The following is a 15,599-nucleotide window of genomic DNA, read 5'->3' as shown; positions in this document are numbered from 1 at the left end:
TCAGGACGATGCGAGCGAAACGCCTGGCGTGTGTGGGTGGGTCGACGTTGCAGGGAAGTGCCGCGCTCCGGGGAGCACGTGGGCGCGTGGGCGTTTTACTGTGAAGCCATCGGAGTGGCGAAGATAATGCCAAGAGGCCGCCGAACAAACGATCGGACTGTTCCGAAAAGCAATGCGGATCGACCTTCGCCCGCGATCGTCTGGCCGACGATCAAACGACGCGCGCGCCTGTTTTATCGATCCAGCCGGTACACATAGCGCAAGGCGGTAATATCCACGCCGCCCATATGATCCGGCTCCGCGCCGACGAACTGCCAGCCTTGCCGCTCGTAGAAGCCGATCGCCGACGTATTGCCTTCGAGCACATACAGATATAACTGCGCCTCGCCTTGCGCGCGAGCCCAATCCTCGGCGGCGCGCATCAACAGCTTGCCCGCACCGATGCCCTGGTACGCGGGCAACGCGTGCAGGTTGTCCAGCAGCACGCCCCACGCGGAGTCCGGTTGTCGTTCCACGCAGACGAAACCGATCGGCTCGCCCGCCAACTCGGCGATCAGTACGGCGCGGCGCTCGCCGCCCGGTGCGCTCAGTCGGGCTTCCCAATAGGCGGCACGCTCCCGCGTGACTTCGCCGTCGAGGAAGGCGTCCGGCAGCAGGCCGCGATAGGTGGCCTGCCAACTGGTGCTGTGGATCGATGCAATGAGCGCGCAGTCCGCGAGGGTCGCGGGGCGCAGCGAAAGAGCGCGGGTGGTTTGCATCGGTAGTGCTCGACGAAAGTGCTGGCTGCAAAGTTTACCGCGAGGTTACGACGGCGCTGTTCGGTAATGAAACTGTATGAATTACGCCACAGCGCAATCAACGCTAACATTATGCGGACGGGGTTTCGCGTGATTCACAACGTTTACCCTGATACCACGCAAATGATTTGAATAAGAGAATGCAGCGCCCCCGGCGCGTCCGCTCTTCTATCCGCGCGTGGCATCCGCTTGCCGAATCCCATGGATCGTACCAACTGCCTGATCGCCGCGCGCACGCATGGCGAAGGGCTCATTAGAGAGTGTCATGTCTACTGCGTCACACGCCGCTTCCTCATCGCAAGAATCCAAGTTCAAGACAGTTTTCCGCGTCGTCAGCGGCAACTTTCTTGAGATGTACGATTTCATGGTCTATGGCTATTACGCCTCCGCGATCGCCAAGACCTACTTTCCGAGCGGCAACGAATTCGCTTCGCTGATGCTGTCGCTGTCGGTGTTCGGCGCGGGCTTCCTGATGCGGCCGCTCGGCGCGATTGTCCTCGGCGCCTACATCGACCATCACGGCCGCCGCAAGGGCCTGATCCTCACGCTCGCCCTGATGGCGCTCGGCACGCTCACGGTCGCGGCGATCCCAGGCTACGCGACGATCGGCGTGCTCGCGCCGGTGCTCGTGCTGTTCGGCCGTCTGCTGCAAGGCTTCTCCGCCGGCGTGGAGCTGGGCGGCGTTTCCGTGTATCTGTCGGAGATCGCCACCAAGGGCAACAAGGGCTTTTATTGCGCGTGGCAGTCGGGCAGTCAGCAGGTTGCTGTGGTGTTCGCCGCGCTGATCGGCGTGGTGCTCAACAAGATGCTGCCGGCGGACCAGATGGTCGCCTGGGGCTGGCGCGTGCCGTTCCTCATTGGCTGTCTGATCGTGCCGTTTTTGTTCCTGATCCGCCGTTCGCTGAAGGAAACCGAGGAGTTCGAGGCGCGCAAGCATCATCCGGGCATGGGTGAGATCGTGAAGACGATGGCCGCCAACTGGGGCACCGTGCTCGGCGGCATGGGCATGGTCATCATGACCACCGTGTCGTTCTACATGATCACCGCGTACACGCCGACCTTCGGCAAGGAAGTGCTTAAGCTCTCGTCGATCGATACGCTCGTCGTCACCGTCTGCATCGGCTTGTCGAACCTGATCTGGCTGCCGCTCGCGGGTGCGCTGTCGGACCGCATCGGCCGCCGTCCGGTGCTGCTCGCCTTCACCGCGCTGACGATCGTCACCGCCTATCCGGCGCTGCAATGGCTGGTCGCGGAGCCTTCCTTCGCGCGGCTGCTGGGCGTCGAACTGTGGCTGTCGTTCCTGTACGGCAGCTATAACGGCGCGATGGTCGTCGCGCTGACCGAGGTCATGCCTGTCGAAGTTCGTACGGCCGGCTTCTCTCTGGCTTACAGCCTGGCGACGACGATCGGCGGCTTCACGCCGGCTATTTCGACGCTGCTGATTCACGACACGGGCAACAAGGCCGCGCCTGGTCTGTTCCTGGGCCTTGCGGCGGTCTGTGGGCTGGTTGCGACGCTGGCGCTGTATCGCACGCCGGGATCACGCGATCAGTATCGGACGGCCTGACGGTCGCCCGTTCATTCGGGCAATAGAAGAAAAACCCCGCGTTCGTGAGAACGCGGGGTTTTTCTTTTGCCGCTGCCGAGGCAACGCGATCGCCGCGATCGCCGAACGACGCAGGGCGAACGGCGCGCCTAGCCGCGGCGCAATTCGTCCGCCACCGCCTCGACCACCTCACCCCATGCGCCAGGCCGCGGCTGACGCGCGAGCGTCGCGCCCGGATACCAGGGACTGCGCGTCTCGCCGGCAAACCAGCGCCAATCCGCGGCGAACGGCAGCATCAGCCAGAGCGGCTTGCGCAGCGCGCCGGTAAGGTGAGCGATGGACGTATCCACCGACACCACCGCGTCGAGCCGCGCGATGATCGCCGCGGTGTCCGCGAAATCGCCGATCCGCTCGTCGAAACGATGAATCGACGCCGCCCGCGAATGTGCGTCGAGCGCCGCACGTTCCTCGGCGCTCAGTTCCGGTTGCAGCACGATCCAGTCGATGCCGTCGAGCGCGAAGAGCGGATCGAGCGCGGCGAGCGGCATCGAACGTGTTTCGTTTTGCTGGATGCGTCCCGACCACGCGATGCCGATCTTGCGTTTTGCCTGACCGCCGAGCGAGCCGCGCCATTTGCGGGCATAGGCGGGCGGCACGCTGAGGTAGGGCGTGCGGGCCGGAATGGTGTCGTAGGTGGTGCCGAGCGCGAGCGGCAAGCTCAGCAGCGGGCAGTGCAGATCCGCGGCGGGGCGCGGCGCGCCCTGGGCGATCAGCGTGACGCGCCAGGCTTCCGCAGCCGTCGCCAGCAGCGGCAGCAGTTGCGGCTGCACTTCGAGCACGACGCGCGCCGCGCGCTGCGCGGCCAGCGGGACGAAGCGCACGAATTGCAGCGTATCGCCGAAACCCTGTTCGGCATGAATGAACAGCGTGCGCTGTTCGATCGGCTCGCCGTGCCAGCGCGGCAGCGTCTGGATCGCCGGTTGCGCCATCGTTTGCAGCCGCCATTCGTATTCCGGCAGTCCGCGTGTGAAATCGCGCAATGCGAGCCATGCCAGCGCGCGGTTCATGTGCGCGCTCGCGAGGTCGGGGCGCAAGCGCAACGCCTGGTCGAACGCGCGCACGGCCGTGGCGTGCGCGCCGAGCGCCTGATGCGCGGCGCCGAGGCTCAGCCATGCGAGCGCGAATTGCGGATCGAGACCGACCGCGCGCTCCAGATACGGCAGCGCCTGCGCATGACGCCCCAACGCCGCGAGCGCATTGCCCATGCCGTAGATGGCCGGCGGCAGGTTCGGCTGCAAGGCGAGCGCGGCCTCGAATGACGCGACCGCTTCGGCGTGACGGCCGGTGGCGTCGAAGGTATTGGCGAGATTGAAGTGCGCGGCGACGAAGCGCGGCTCGGCGGCGAGCGCGGCCTGGAAGCACGGAATCGCCTCGTCCGCGCGACCCAGCGCGTTCAGCGACATGCCCATGTTATTGAGCGCGCCCGCGTGGCCGGGACGCAGTTCGAGCGCGCGCTGGAACGACGCGATCGCCTCCGTGTGGCGTCCGAGCGCGTGCAGCGCATTGCCGAGGTTGTTGTGCGACGAGGCGTCGTTCGGTTGCAGGCGCAGCGATTTCGCGAAGGCATCGGCGGCGTCTTCATGACGGCCCGCGGCGGCATAGGCGTTGCCGAGGTTGTAGTGCGCCATCGGGAAGGACGGCGCCAGCGTCAGCGCGTTGCGGAATCGTTCGATGGCGTCCTCGAGTTTGCCGAGCGCCTTCAGGGCGTTGCCGAGATTCAGTTGCAGCGCGGCGTCTTGCGGGCGCAGGTTCACCGCGCGCCGCACGAGCTCGGCGGCTTCGGCGTGCTGGCCTTGCTGGTGGCGCAGAACGCCCAGCAGATGCAACGCATCGACGTGCGCGGGATTGCCGTCGAGCGTCGCGCGGTAGCCGCGTTCGGCGTCGTCGAGGCGGCCGTCACGATGCGCCGCGAAAGCGCGGTCAAATACAGGTTGCATGACGGGGAAGGGTGGGCCGGATGAAACGAACCGCCGCATTTTCCCACACTCGCCGGACCGCGCTGCGATTTGACCGGTCGTCTCAATAATGTATAACGTATGAATACCTGTTCATATGTACGCTCACGCTACCGCCTGTCATGGTTTCTTCCGCGCCGCCGAGCAGCCCTGAAGAGCGTTCCGCGGACACCCTCGTGCCGCTGGCCGATCTGTTCCGCCTGCTCGGCGACCCGACGCGGTTGCGCATCGTGCTGGCGTGCGCCGACGAACGGCGCGCGGTCGGCGCGCTGGCGCAGGCGCTGCGTCTATCGCCGTCGCTGGTGAGCCACCACTTGCGGCTGCTGCGCGCCGCGCGAATCGTGCGCGCGGAGCGGCAGGGCAAGCAGGTGTTCTACCTCGCCGCGGACCGCCACATCAGCGCGATGCTGGCCGGGATGCTCGAGCACGTGGCCGAACCGGCCAGCGAATTTCCTCTGGATTCGACATGAAGAACAACGTTGCCCCGAACCGCCCTGACGACGAGCGCGAGGACGAACACGTCGGCCATAGCCACAGCCACGGTGGCGGTAGCCACAGCGACGGCAGCCACAGCGACGGCAGCCACAGCAGCGGCAGCCACAGCAGCGGCAGCCACAGCAGCGGCAGCCACAGCAGCGGCAGCCACAGCAGCGGCAGCCACAGCGACGCCCACCACGCCCACGCCCACGCGCCCGCCGCCGGCCACGGTCGCGCATTCGCGCTCGCCGTCGCGCTGAACGTCGCGATCGTGATGATGCAAGCCGTCTACGGCGTGATCGCGCATTCCACCGCGCTACTCGCCGACGCCGGCCACAACCTCTCCGACGTACTCGGCCTCCTGCTCGCGTGGGGCGCCACATGGCTCGCCACGCGGCGTCCGTCGGCACGCTTCACGTTCGGTTTCGGGAGCTCGTCGATTCTCGCGTCGCTTGCCAACGCGGCGCTGCTGCTGTTCGCGTGCGGCGTGATCGTCGCCGAGGCGATCGGGCGCCTGATGAATCCGGCGCCGGTCGCCGGACTCGCGGTGTTCGTCGTCGCCACCGTGGGCATGGTGGTCAACGGGATTTCCGCATGGCTTTTCATGCGCGGTCAGAAGGAAGACCTGAACATTCGCGGCGCCTTCCTGCACATGGCCGCGGATGCCGGCGTCTCCGCGGCGGTCGCGCTCAGCGGCCTCGCGATTCTCTACACCAACTGGACGTGGCTCGACCCGGTGATGAGCCTGCTCGTGGTCGCGGTGATCGTGTACGGCACGTGGGGTCTGCTGCGCGATTCGGCGCATCTCGCGCTCGACGCCGTGCCGCCGGGCGTCGATATGCAGCGCATTCGCGACTATCTTGCGGATCAGCCGGGCGTCGTCGACGTGCACGATCTTCACGTCTGGGCGCTGTCGACTACCGGCAACGCGCTCAGCGCACATCTGGTGATGCCGGCGGGCCATCCCGGCGACGAATCGCTCGACGGCATCGTCGTCACGCTGCGCGAACGTTTTTCGATGCAGCATGCGACGCTGCAAGTCGACCTCGGCACGACCGAGCATCGTTGCGCGATGGACCATCCGCCGCATGCGCATTGACGCGCGGCACACGCACGGCATCGCGACGAAGCGCAACAGCCGCACACTTGTCCGCGCCCCCGCGATTGATGCGGCGCACCGTTGAGCAAGCGGTTGGCGGCGTACACTAGAGCGCACCGTTGTCTCCGGAGTTCTGCATGGACGCTGCTGCAAACGACGCGTCGCCGGTGCTGATCGTCGGGGCGGGGCCCACCGGGCTTGCCGCGGCGATGAGTCTCGCGCGTGCCCACATCCCCGTGCGTCTGATCGACAAAGCGATGCGACCGAACCCGTACTCGCGGGCCATCGGCATCCAGGCGCGCACGCTCGAACTACTCGAGCAGCATCGGCTGGTCGAGCGGTTTCTGGAACGGGGTCATCGCGCGCGTGCCGCTAACCTTTTTTCCAACGGCATGCGGCTCGCGCAGCTCGATTTCGATCCGCTGCACACGCGCTATCCGTATCTGCTGTTTCTCGATCAGTCGGTGACTGAACGTCTGCTGACCGAGCATCTGGCGGAGTTCGGCGTGACGGTCGAACGGGGCGTCGAACTGACCATGTTTTCGCAGGGCGCCGCGGGCATTCAGGCGACGCTGCGGCGCGCGGACGGCCACACGGAAACGCTGCGTCCGTCGTACATGATCGCCGCCGACGGCGCGCACAGCGCGATCCGTCATCGGCTGGGTTTGAGCTTCACGGGCAAGACCTTCGAGCAGACTTTCCTGCTCGCCGATCTGCACGCCGAAACCGATTGGCCCGAAGACGAATTCCATATTTTCGCTTCCGGCGAGGGCCTGGTCGCGTTGTTTCCGATGGGCCATGGCCGGCATCGTCTGATCGCGGATCATGCGGCCGAGCCTGCTGGCGGCGTGTCGCGCGCCATGCTCGCGACGCCCGCGGTGCTGGGCGAGCCGCCGCTCAACAGCGTGCCGGCGCCGTCGCTCGAAGCATGCAAGGCGCTGATCGCGCGGCGCGTGCGCGAACGAGTCGACGTGTCGGATCTCGCGTGGTCGTCGTATTTTCATGTGAACAGCCGGATGGTCGAGCGGCTGCGCGTCGGCCGCATCTTCCTCGCGGGCGACGCCGCGCACGTCCACAGTCCGGCCGGCGCGCAAGGCATGAACACGGGCATTCAGGAAGCGTTCAATCTCGGCTGGAAGCTCGCGCTCGTTTTAAAGGGCGCGGCGCCGGACCGTTTGCTCGACACCTATCATCTCGAACGTCATCCAATCGAACGCGACGTGCTGCGGCAGACCGGCTTCATCACGCAGATGGCCGAGGCCGATCATGGGCCGTTGAAGCTGCTGCGCGAGCGCGTGATGCCGGTGCTCGCCGCGCTTGGGCCGCTGCGCGATGCGGCGCGCCTGACCATCAGCGAGTTGTCGATCCAGTACCGGCGCAGTCCGCTTACGTTTGAACGCGTGCTCGACGGCGGCCCGCGTGCCGGCGAAAGGGCGCCCGATGCGCTGGTGCATGTGGTGGACGGACCGCTCGGCCGCGCGCCGGGCGTCGGCTGCATTTACGATCTGCACGACCCGGCGTTCTTCTCGCTGTTCCTGCTGGTGCCGCCGTTGCCCGTCGACGAAACGCCGCTCGATCCCGCGGCGAAGCACGCGCCGCCGCCGGACGCGGAACTGGAGCGGCTCGCCGCCGAAGTGGAGACGTTGCTGCCGGGCGCGGTGCGCATCTGGCGCATCACGGATACGACCGGCGACGGCGGTCCCGCGCTCGCCGAATCGTATGGACGCACGCGGCCGTCGTTCTATCTGGTGCGGCCGGACGGCTACATCAGCGCGCGCGGGCGCACCGGCTCCGATCTACACGGCCTGGCGCGGCACTGCGAAGCGTGGTTTGCGGTGAGTGGCGAGATACCGGAGCAGGCGGCCCTGTGAGGGGCCGCCTCGCGTGCTGGCTGCGGGGTGTTGCGGTGGGTTGCGGTGGGGTGACGGGCGGGCGGCAATTGCCGCCCGCTTGCGCCAAAACATGGCGACAGCCGCGCCTGCTCAGGCCGTGGCGGGCGCAGCCGGCGTCAGCGCCTCACGATGCTTGACGAGCGCTTCCTTGACGATCGCCGACATCGCAATGCCGTCGGCGTCCGGGTGATCCAGCGACGCCAGCAATGCGCGCCGCATGCGCGGCTCCCAGAAGCGGTGGATATGATCGGCGACGCCGGCGAGTGCTTCGTCGTGATCCGGCATCGACTCGAAAAACTCGCCGATCCGGTTCGCCATGTCGATCAGGTTCTGCTTGTCCATGCTCGCCTCACTTGCCCGACGTCACGTTGGCCAACTCGCGATGCTTCAGCAGATCCAGCTGCTCGGTGTTGAAGCGCGAGTAGTCCTTCTGCCATTGCGACGGCTGTTCGACCGGCATCACCTGCACCGCGGTCACCTTGTATTCCGGGCAGTTGGTTGCCCAGTCCGAGCTCTCGGTGGTGATCACGTTCGCGCCCGATTCGGGGAAGTGGAACGTCGTGTAGACGACGCCCGGCTGCATCCGTTCAGTGATTTTCGCGCGCAGCACGGTCTGCCCCGCACGCGATTCGATGCCGACCCAGTCGTCCATCTTGATGCCGCGTTCCTCGGCATCGTGCGGATGGATTTCCAGCCGGTCCTCGTCGTGCCAGCGCGAGTTCTCGGTGCGGCGCGTTTGCGCGCCCACGTTGTACTGCGACAGGATGCGGCCCGTCGTGAGCAGCAGCGGGAACTTGCGCGTGACCTTTTCCGGCGACGCGATGAACTTCGTGATGACGAACTTGCCCTTGCCGCGCACGAAGGTGTCGATGTGCATGGTCGGCGTGCCGTCCGGTGCGTTCTCGTTGCACGGCCACTGAATGCTGCCGAGCTCGTCGAGCTTCTTGTACGAGACGCCGTGGAAAGTCGGCGTGAGACGCGCGATCTCGTCCATGATCTGCGACGGATGCGTGTAGTCCATCTCGTAGCCGAGCGCACGCGCGAGCAGTATGGTCACTTCCCAGTCCGCGTAACCCGGCAGCGGCGGCATCACCTTGCGCACGCGCGAAATGCGGCGCTCCGCGTTGGTGAAGGTGCCGTCCTTTTCGAGGAACGACGAACCCGGCAGCAGCACGTGCGCGTACTTGGCGGTCTCGTTCAGGAAAATATCCTGCACGACGATGCATTCCATCGACGACAGCGCCGCCGATACATGATGCGTGTTCGGGTCGGACTGCACGATGTCCTCGCCCTGGCAGTACAGGCCCATGAAGCTGCCGTCGAGCGCCGCGTCGAACATGTTCGGAATGCGCAGACCCGGTTCCGGCTGCAGCGTGACGTTCCACGCTTGCTCGAACAGCGTGCGCGTGACCGTGTCGCTGATGTGGCGGTAGCCCGGCAACTCATGCGGGAACGAGCCCATGTCGCACGAGCCCTGCACGTTGTTCTGACCGCGCAGCGGATTCACGCCCACGCCTTCGCGGCCGATGTTGCCGGTGGCCATCGCCAGATTCGCGATGCCCATCACCGTGGTCGAACCTTGCGCGTGTTCGGTGACGCCGAGGCCGTAGTAGATCGCGGCGTTGCCGCCGGTGGCGTAGATGCGGGCGGCTTCGCGCACGGCTTGCGCCGGCACGCCGGTGACTTGCTCGGTCGCTTCCGGCGCGTTCTCCGGCAGCGCCACGAAATCGCGCCATTGCTGGAAGGCGCGCGTGTCGCAACGCTCGGCGACGAACGCTTCGTTCAGCAAGCCTTCGGTCACGATCACGTGAGCCAGCGCATTCACGACGGCCACGTTGGTGCCGGGGCGCAATTGCAGATGATGCGAGGCCTTCACGTGCGCCGTATCGACGATATCGATGCGGCGCGGATCGACGACGATCAGCTTCGCGCCCTCACGCACGCGGCGCTTCAGACGCGAGCCGAACACCGGATGGCCGTCGGTCGGATTCGCACCGATTACAACGATGACGTCGGCTTTGTCGACCGAGGCGAAGGTCTGCGTGCCCGCCGATTCGCCGAGCGTGGTCTTCAGGCCGTAGCCGGTGGGCGAGTGGCACACGCGCGCGCAGGTGTCCACGTTGTTGTTGCCGAACGCGGCGCGCACGAGCTTTTGCACGAGATAGGTTTCCTCGTTCGTGCAACGCGACGACGTGATGCCGCCGATCGAATCGCGGCCGTACTTCGCCTGAATGCGGCGGAACTCCGAAGCCGCGTAGTTGAGCGCTTCTTCCCAGCTGACTTCGCGCCACGGGTCGGTGATCTTCGCGCGGATCATCGGCTTGGTGATGCGGTCCTTGTGCGTTGCATAGCCCCAGGCGAAGCGGCCCTTCACGCAGGCGTGGCCTTCGTTGGCCGCGCCGTTCTTGTGCGGCACCATGCGCACGACCTCGTTGCCCTTCATCTCCGCCTTGAACGAGCAGCCGACGCCGCAATACGCGCAAGTGGTGATGACCGAGTGCTCGGCCTGGCCGAGCATGATGACGGTTTTCTCCTGCAGGGTTGCGGTCGGGCACGCGGCGACGCACGCGCCGCACGACACGCATTCCGAGTCCATGAACGGCTTGTTTTCGCTCGCCGCCACGCGCGATTCGAAACCGCGCCCGGCGATGGTCAGCGCGAACGTGCCTTGCGTTTCCTCGCACGCGCGCACGCAGCGATTGCAGACGATGCACTTCGACGGGTCATACGTGAAGTACGGATTCGATTCGTCTTTCTTGTCCTTCAGGTGATTCGCGCCGTCGAAGCCGTAGCGCACTTCGCGCAAGCCGGTCACGCCCGCCATGTCCTGCAGTTCGCAGTCGCCGTTGGCGGGGCAGGTGAGGCAATCGAGCGGGTGATCGGAGATGTACAGCTCCATCACGTTGCGGCGCAGCGATTGCAGACGATCCGTTTGCGTACGGACCTTCATGCCGGCTTCGACCGGCGTCGTGCACGACGCGGGATAGCCGCGCTTGCCTTCGATCTCGACCAGACACAGACGGCACGAGCCGAACGGTTCGAGCGAATCGGTCGCACAGAGCTTCGGCACGTTCACGCCGGCCTCGGCGGCGGCGCGCATCACCGAAGTGCCCGCTGGAACGGTGATCGACTGGCCGTCGATTTCGAGCGTGACGTCGATGTCGGCGTGGCGCGCCGGCGTGCCGTAGTCGGTGTCGTCGTACACCGAGCGGGTCGCGCGTTGTTGCGCTTGCGATTTGCACGCGCAGTTGCCGGAGCCGCAGCCGCCGGCAGGGGAGTTGAGCATGTCGGACATGGTGGGGCTCCTGGGTCAGGCCGCGGCCGCTTTGGGCGCGCTATCGTCTAGGTTGGCGAGACCGAAGTCTTCGGGGAAATGGTCGAGCGCGGAGAGAACCGGGAACGGCGTCATGCCGCCCATCGCGCACAGCGATCCGGACACCATCGTGTCGCACAGATCGCGCAGCAACTGCACTTGCCGCGTGGAGGTATCGCCGTTGCGGATCCGTGCGATCACCTCGACGCCGCGCGTCGAGCCGATCCGGCATGGCGTGCACTTGCCGCAGGATTCGAGCGCGCAGAAATGCATCGCGTACTGCGCGAGTTCGGCGAGGTTCGACGTGTCGTCATGCACGACGAGGCCGCCGTGGCCGACCACCGCGCCGACCGCCGCATACGCCTCGTAGTCCATCGGAATGTCCCACTGGCTTTCCGGCAGATACGTGCCGAGCGGGCCGCCCACCTGCACCGCGCGCGCCGGCCGGCCGCTTGCCGTGCCGCCGCCGTAGTCGTACAGCAGTTCGCGCAGCGTCACGCCGAACGCGAGTTCGACCAGGCCGCCTTGCTTCACGTTGCCGGCGAGCTGGAACGGCAGCGTGCCGCGCGAACGGCCCATGCCGAAGTCTTTGTAGAACGCCGCGCCGCGCGCGAAGATGATCGGCACGGTGGCGAGCGTGATGACGTTGTTGATCACCGTGGGCTGGCCGTACAGACCGACGAGCGCGGGCACCGGCGGCTTCGTGCGCACGATGCCGCGTTTGCCTTCGAGCGATTCGAGCAGCGCGGTTTCCTCGCCGCACACGTAAGCGCCGGCGCCCTTCGCCACGAACAGGTCGAAGCGATGCGCCGAGCCGAGCACGCTGTCGCCGAGCCAGCCGGCGGCGCGCGCCTTGGCGATCGCGGCTTCGAGCGTCGCGATCGAATGCGGATATTCGCTGCGCACGTAGATGTAGCCGACCGTCGCGCCGGTCACAACGCCCGCGATGATCATCCCTTCGATCAGCACGTAGGGATCGCTTTCCATCACGAGGCGATCGGAGAAGGTGCCGGAGTCGCCCTCGTCCGCATTGCAGACGATGTACTTCTGCGCCGCCTTGGCGCCGCGCACCGTGCGCCATTTGATGCCGGCCGGGAAGGCCGCGCCGCCGCGGCCGCGCAGACCGGATTCGATCAAGGCTTCGCAGGCGGCGTCGCCGTCGGTTTGCAATGCGTTGCGCAGACCTTCGAGGCCGCCGTGAGCGGCGTAGTCGTCGATCGAAAGCGGATCGGTGATGCCGATGCGCGCGAAGGTCAGGCGCTGCTGCTTCTTCAGGTAGGGAATGTCGTCGACCACGCCGACGCGCCGCGCATGCTCGCCGCCTTCCACGAAGCCGGCGTCGAAGAGCGCCGCGACGTCGCTCGCCTCGATGTTCGCGTAGCCGATGCGGCCTGCCGCGGTTGCGACCTCGACGAGCGGCTCGAGCCACAGCAGGCCGCGCGACCCGTTGCGAACCAGTTCGATTTCGATGCCGCGGCGTGCAGCCTCGGCCGCGATTGCTTCGGCAAGCGCATCGGCGCCGAGCGCCAGCGCGGAGGAGTCGCAGGGAACGTAGATGCGCGTCATGCCGTCACCTCCACACATTTGCTGGCGGCCGCGAAGATGGCGTCGAACTTCTGCGGCGTGACCCTGGCGTGCAAGGTGCCGTTGAGCATCAGCGCCGGTGACAGCGCGCACTGGCCGAGGCAGTACACCGATTCCAGTTCGACCGTCGCATCATGCTGATGCTCCGCGTCGAATCGACAACCGGTATGCGCCTCGATATGCTGCGCGAGCGCTTCGGTGCCCATGCTGCGGCATGCCTCGGCGCGGCACAGTTGCACCGTGACAGGCGCGGCGGGATGCGTGCGAAAGTGGTGGTAGTAGGTGATGACGCCGTGCACTTCCGCGCGCGACAGGTTCATCGCTCGTGCGAGCGGCGCGACCGTGTCAGGCGGCACGTAGCCGAGTTCGTCCTGAATCGCGTGCAGTACCGCTAGCAGCGACATTCCCGGTTGTGCGTGACGCTGCACGATCTGCTCCGGCGCGATGGCGTTTGAATCGTCCAAGTGGGGGCTCCTCCAAAGTCATATATATGCACTTGTGATTCATAATGCGTGCACGTATGGCTTGTTAGATATATAAGATACCCAACGATATGCGGCAGGAACGGCTTGCGCAATAGGAAATGATTGAGCATATATGATCAGGATAGAGTGCCAGGCACAACTGGTGGTGAAGGGTCCGGACGGCCGGGAGGTAAGCCTGTCGGACGTGGTGCCGCTGCTCGCGTTGGTGGACGAGTCCGGCAGCATCGCGCAGGCGGCGACGCTTAAGGGTTTGTCCTACCGTCACGCGTGGGGTTTGCTGCGTGGTATCGAGGAGCGTTTGGGCGGCCCTCTGATCGCGAAGGAACGCGGCCGCGGCTCCGTGCTCTCCGAACTCGGGCAAGCGGTGCTGCGCGCGCAACGTCTGTGCGGCGAGCGGCTCGACGGCAACATGCGGGCGCTCGCGAGCGAGGTGGCAAGCGATCTGAACCGCTGGCTCGCGCCGCCCACCGAGAACGTGCGCATTCACGCGTCGCATGGCTACGCGGTGGCCGCGCTCGTCACGACGTTGGTCGCCAACGATCTGCCGGTCGATATCAAGTACCGCGACAGCGCCGACTCGGTCATTGCGCTCTCGCGCGGCGAATGCGATCTGGCCGGCTTTCATTTGCCGCTCGGCGAGTTTCGCGCGGTCTGTGCCGATACCTATCGGCGCTGGCTGGATCCGCAGCGTCATGTGCTCGTGCATCTGACGCGGCGCAAGCAGGGGCTCTTCCTCGGCAAGGGCAATCCGAAGGGAATCGGCGGCCTGAGCGATCTCGCGCGCGACGATATTCGCTTCGTCACTCGCCAGCCCGGCTCGGGCACGCGCATGCTGCTCGATCTTGCGCTACGCAAAGTCGGGGTCGATCCGGATCGCGTCAACGGCTATGCGTCGACCGAGCTCACGCACTCGGCGATCGCGGCGTTCGTGGCGAGCGGCATGGCGGATGCGGGCTTCGGCGTGGAGCCCGCCGCGCATCATTTCGGGCTCGACTTCATTCCGGTCGTCGACGAAGACTATTACTTCGCGTGCGACCGCGCGCGGCTCGAGCGCGGGCCGCTCGCGACGGTGATCGAATTGCTGCGCGGCGCGGCGTTCCGGCAGAGCGTCGACCACCTCGAAGGCTACGATCCGCGCGACTGCGGCAAGCTGCTCGACCTGGAGTTTGGACTCGGCGAAGCCGCGGCGTAAGCCGTTGTAAACATAAAGCAGGGTTGGGCACTGCGCGGGGTGTCCGTTTGGGATACTCTCTCAGCTTTCCGCTTTGACCCTAACCGCGCGCGAACGCGCTGAATCGACATGAAAGTATTTCTTCACGCATGCGTTGCCGCCGCGACGGCCGGTGTGCTGGTCGCCACTGCTTCGGTTGCCTTTGCACAGAATTCGCCCGGTGTGCCGGGCGGCATCTTGCAGGACGAGTTCCGCCTCGCGGAACATCCGCAAATGCCGTTCGCCGCATCCGCGCCTTCGGACAAATATCAGCACGGCAACAAGTCGGCCAAGCGCAAGCGCGGCGACATGGGCGACCCGAACGGCTGCAACCTGCAGTGTCCGAAAGACGAGTAAGCGGGGGTTCTGTTTGTTGGCGAAACGCCGGCGTTCTGCCGGCGTTTTGCGTTTGGGCGTACTGCCTGGCTGTTTGGGACTGACGCTCGTTCAGGGCTTCGCCGTATGCCACACGTCCTTGAAGCCGTCTCCCTTCGTATCGCCCGCCTGCTTATCGGCCGCGTAGCGATAGAGCGGACGGCCCTTGTACGCCCACTGCTGCTTGCCGTCGGCGCCGGGAATCAGCGTCCAGTCGCCCGATGGCTTGTCCGATGGGCTAGCTGTTGCCGCGGGCCAATAATTCACGCAGCCGCCAGTGCAGGCGCTCACGCCAGGCGTGGTGTCCTTGTCGAAGGTGTAAAGCGTCATGCCGTCGGCGGTGACGAAGCGGCCGTCGACGACTTTCGGCGCCTCGGCGAACGCCGTCTGCTGCAGTGCGAGAAGGGCGAGGCAGAAGAGAGTCTTGCGCATGTTGTCGGCTCCTGAATTTTGGTGTTGGTCTCGCGCGGAACGCGGCGTGCGGCCGCGCGTGACGTACAAACGATCGAGCGTTGCCGTTTATTCCATTCACTTCTTGTTCGGCGGGTCGAGACCGGTTCCGGCGATGTCGGCGGCGGCTTCGGGCGAGGCGAGAAGCTGCAGCAATTGCCGCGCTTCCTGCGGATGCCGCGTGCGGGTGGGAATGTGGGCGGCGTAGCGCGTGACCGACTGCAGCGGTTCCGGAATCTTGCCGACGAACTGGTGCTGGGTTGGCACCGGAAGCGACTCGCTGACCTGCTGAAAGCCCAAATGATATTCGCCGTTCGCGACGACGAGCCGATCGGGGACACGGTCGCCTTGGGACA

13 protein-coding genes and 1 pseudogene are annotated in these 15,599 nt (G+C 66.0%); 6 read left to right on the top strand and 8 right to left on the bottom strand.

Translation table 11 applies throughout. The features are described from left to right. Nucleotides 1–233: 233 nt before the first annotated feature. Nucleotides 234–758 carry a GNAT family N-acetyltransferase gene (locus ACOCG7_RS26305; protein ID WP_073427144.1) on the bottom strand — a complete coding sequence of 175 codons (525 nt, stop codon included), beginning with the start codon at nt 756–758 and terminating at the stop codon, nt 234–236. A 304-nt stretch (nt 759–1,062) separates the two neighbouring features. Here ACOCG7_RS26305 and ACOCG7_RS26300 point away from each other — a divergent pair, with 304 nt between their 5' ends. Continuing rightward, the gene (locus tag ACOCG7_RS26300) at nt 1,063–2,364 is read left to right on the top strand and encodes an MFS transporter (RefSeq protein ID WP_073427145.1); all 1,302 of its coding nucleotides are present in this window, start codon (nt 1,063–1,065) and stop codon (nt 2,362–2,364) included. Nucleotides 2,365–2,492: 128 nt separating this feature from the next. Here the strand turns inward: ACOCG7_RS26300 and ACOCG7_RS26295 are convergent, their stop codons facing one another. Further along, entirely contained in the window at nt 2,493–4,340 is a 1,848-nt protein-coding gene (locus tag ACOCG7_RS26295) for a tetratricopeptide repeat protein (RefSeq protein WP_073427146.1), read from the bottom strand. A 140-nt stretch (nt 4,341–4,480) separates the two neighbouring features. Here ACOCG7_RS26295 and ACOCG7_RS26290 point away from each other — a divergent pair, with 140 nt between their 5' ends. The 3 genes from ACOCG7_RS26290 to ACOCG7_RS26280 all read left to right on the top strand — a co-directional run bounded on the left by ACOCG7_RS26290 (nt 4,481) and on the right by ACOCG7_RS26280 (nt 7,805). Continuing rightward, nucleotides 4,481–4,828, top strand: coding sequence for an ArsR/SmtB family transcription factor (locus ACOCG7_RS26290; RefSeq protein WP_073427147.1), 348 nt, complete (start codon nt 4,481–4,483; stop codon nt 4,826–4,828). Continuing rightward, nucleotides 4,825–5,934: a cation diffusion facilitator family transporter gene (locus tag ACOCG7_RS26285; protein ID WP_347142893.1), complete on the top strand. Its 1,110-nt coding sequence runs from the start codon at nt 4,825–4,827 to the stop codon at nt 5,932–5,934. Before ACOCG7_RS26290 ends, ACOCG7_RS26285 begins: the two co-directional genes overlap by 4 nt. A 137-nt stretch (nt 5,935–6,071) precedes the next feature. Beyond that, nucleotides 6,072–7,805: an FAD-dependent monooxygenase gene (locus tag ACOCG7_RS26280; RefSeq protein ID WP_073427149.1), complete on the top strand. Its 1,734-nt coding sequence runs from the start codon at nt 6,072–6,074 to the stop codon at nt 7,803–7,805. A gap of 111 nt (nt 7,806–7,916) precedes the next feature. Here ACOCG7_RS26280 and ACOCG7_RS26275 read toward each other — a convergent pair whose 3' ends face one another. From ACOCG7_RS26275 to ACOCG7_RS26260, 4 genes are read right to left on the bottom strand one after another with little or no spacing between them, the layout of a single operon-like run. Then, nucleotides 7,917–8,168, bottom strand: a complete 252-nt coding sequence (locus ACOCG7_RS26275; RefSeq protein WP_073427150.1) for a formate dehydrogenase subunit delta — start codon at nt 8,166–8,168, stop codon at nt 7,917–7,919. A gap of 7 nt (nt 8,169–8,175) precedes the next feature. Further along, nucleotides 8,176–11,121 carry a formate dehydrogenase subunit alpha gene (gene fdhF, locus ACOCG7_RS26270; RefSeq protein WP_073427151.1) on the bottom strand — a complete coding sequence of 982 codons (2,946 nt, stop codon included), beginning with the start codon at nt 11,119–11,121 and terminating at the stop codon, nt 8,176–8,178. Nucleotides 11,122–11,136: 15 nt separating this feature from the next. Continuing rightward, nucleotides 11,137–12,705, bottom strand: coding sequence for a formate dehydrogenase beta subunit (locus ACOCG7_RS26265; RefSeq protein ID WP_073427152.1), 1,569 nt, complete (start codon nt 12,703–12,705; stop codon nt 11,137–11,139). Further along, nucleotides 12,702–13,187: an NAD(P)H-dependent oxidoreductase subunit E gene (locus ACOCG7_RS26260; RefSeq protein WP_073427153.1), complete on the bottom strand. Its 486-nt coding sequence runs from the start codon at nt 13,185–13,187 to the stop codon at nt 12,702–12,704. The genes ACOCG7_RS26265 and ACOCG7_RS26260 overlap by 4 nt, the downstream gene beginning before the upstream one ends. Nucleotides 13,188–13,320: 133 nt before the next feature. Here ACOCG7_RS26260 and ACOCG7_RS26255 point away from each other — a divergent pair, with 133 nt between their 5' ends. Beyond that, nucleotides 13,321–14,400, top strand: coding sequence for a substrate-binding domain-containing protein (locus ACOCG7_RS26255; protein WP_073427154.1), 1,080 nt, complete (start codon nt 13,321–13,323; stop codon nt 14,398–14,400). A 108-nt stretch (nt 14,401–14,508) separates the two neighbouring features. Then, a complete protein-coding gene (locus ACOCG7_RS26250; protein ID WP_073427155.1) occupies nt 14,509–14,775 on the top strand; it encodes a hypothetical protein in 267 nt (88 codons plus the stop codon). A gap of 90 nt (nt 14,776–14,865) precedes the next feature. Here ACOCG7_RS26250 and ACOCG7_RS26245 read toward each other — a convergent pair whose 3' ends face one another. Further along, nucleotides 14,866–15,225, bottom strand: a complete 360-nt coding sequence (locus tag ACOCG7_RS26245; RefSeq protein WP_073427156.1) for a hypothetical protein — start codon at nt 15,223–15,225, stop codon at nt 14,866–14,868. Between the two features lie 96 nt (nt 15,226–15,321). Next, nucleotides 15,322–15,585, bottom strand: a pseudogene (locus ACOCG7_RS26240) (substrate-binding domain-containing protein); the annotation flags it as partial. Nucleotides 15,586–15,599 lie beyond the last annotated feature (14 nt).

Origin of the sequence: Paraburkholderia sp. DD10, assembly GCF_049177125.1 — a bacterium.
In the GTDB taxonomy this organism is placed as follows: Bacteria; Pseudomonadota; Gammaproteobacteria; order Burkholderiales; family Burkholderiaceae; genus Paraburkholderia; species Paraburkholderia terricola.
Note: the sequence above shows the minus strand (reverse complement) of the source record. Positions and strands in the feature narration are given on the sequence as shown.

Excerpts from the sequence above, each read along its gene's own strand:
- ACOCG7_RS26305 (WP_073427144.1), bottom strand. The coding sequence starts at position 758 with ATGCAAACCACCCGCGCTCTTTCGCTGCGCCCCGCGACCCTCGCGGAC.
- ACOCG7_RS26300 (WP_073427145.1), top strand. The coding sequence starts at position 1,063 with ATGTCTACTGCGTCACACGCCGCTTCCTCATCGCAAGAATCCAAGTTC.
- ACOCG7_RS26295 (WP_073427146.1), bottom strand. The coding sequence starts at position 4,340 with ATGCAACCTGTATTTGACCGCGCTTTCGCGGCGCATCGTGACGGCCGC.
- ACOCG7_RS26290 (WP_073427147.1), top strand. The coding sequence starts at position 4,481 with ATGGTTTCTTCCGCGCCGCCGAGCAGCCCTGAAGAGCGTTCCGCGGAC.
- ACOCG7_RS26285 (WP_347142893.1), top strand. The coding sequence starts at position 4,825 with ATGAAGAACAACGTTGCCCCGAACCGCCCTGACGACGAGCGCGAGGAC.
- ACOCG7_RS26280 (WP_073427149.1), top strand. The coding sequence starts at position 6,072 with ATGGACGCTGCTGCAAACGACGCGTCGCCGGTGCTGATCGTCGGGGCG.
- ACOCG7_RS26275 (WP_073427150.1), bottom strand. The coding sequence starts at position 8,168 with ATGGACAAGCAGAACCTGATCGACATGGCGAACCGGATCGGCGAGTTT.
- fdhF (WP_073427151.1), bottom strand. The coding sequence starts at position 11,121 with ATGTCCGACATGCTCAACTCCCCTGCCGGCGGCTGCGGCTCCGGCAAC.
- ACOCG7_RS26265 (WP_073427152.1), bottom strand. The coding sequence starts at position 12,705 with ATGACGCGCATCTACGTTCCCTGCGACTCCTCCGCGCTGGCGCTCGGC.
- ACOCG7_RS26255 (WP_073427154.1), top strand. The coding sequence starts at position 13,321 with ATGATCAGGATAGAGTGCCAGGCACAACTGGTGGTGAAGGGTCCGGAC.
- ACOCG7_RS26250 (WP_073427155.1), top strand. The coding sequence starts at position 14,509 with ATGAAAGTATTTCTTCACGCATGCGTTGCCGCCGCGACGGCCGGTGTG.
- ACOCG7_RS26245 (WP_073427156.1), bottom strand. The coding sequence starts at position 15,225 with ATGCGCAAGACTCTCTTCTGCCTCGCCCTTCTCGCACTGCAGCAGACG.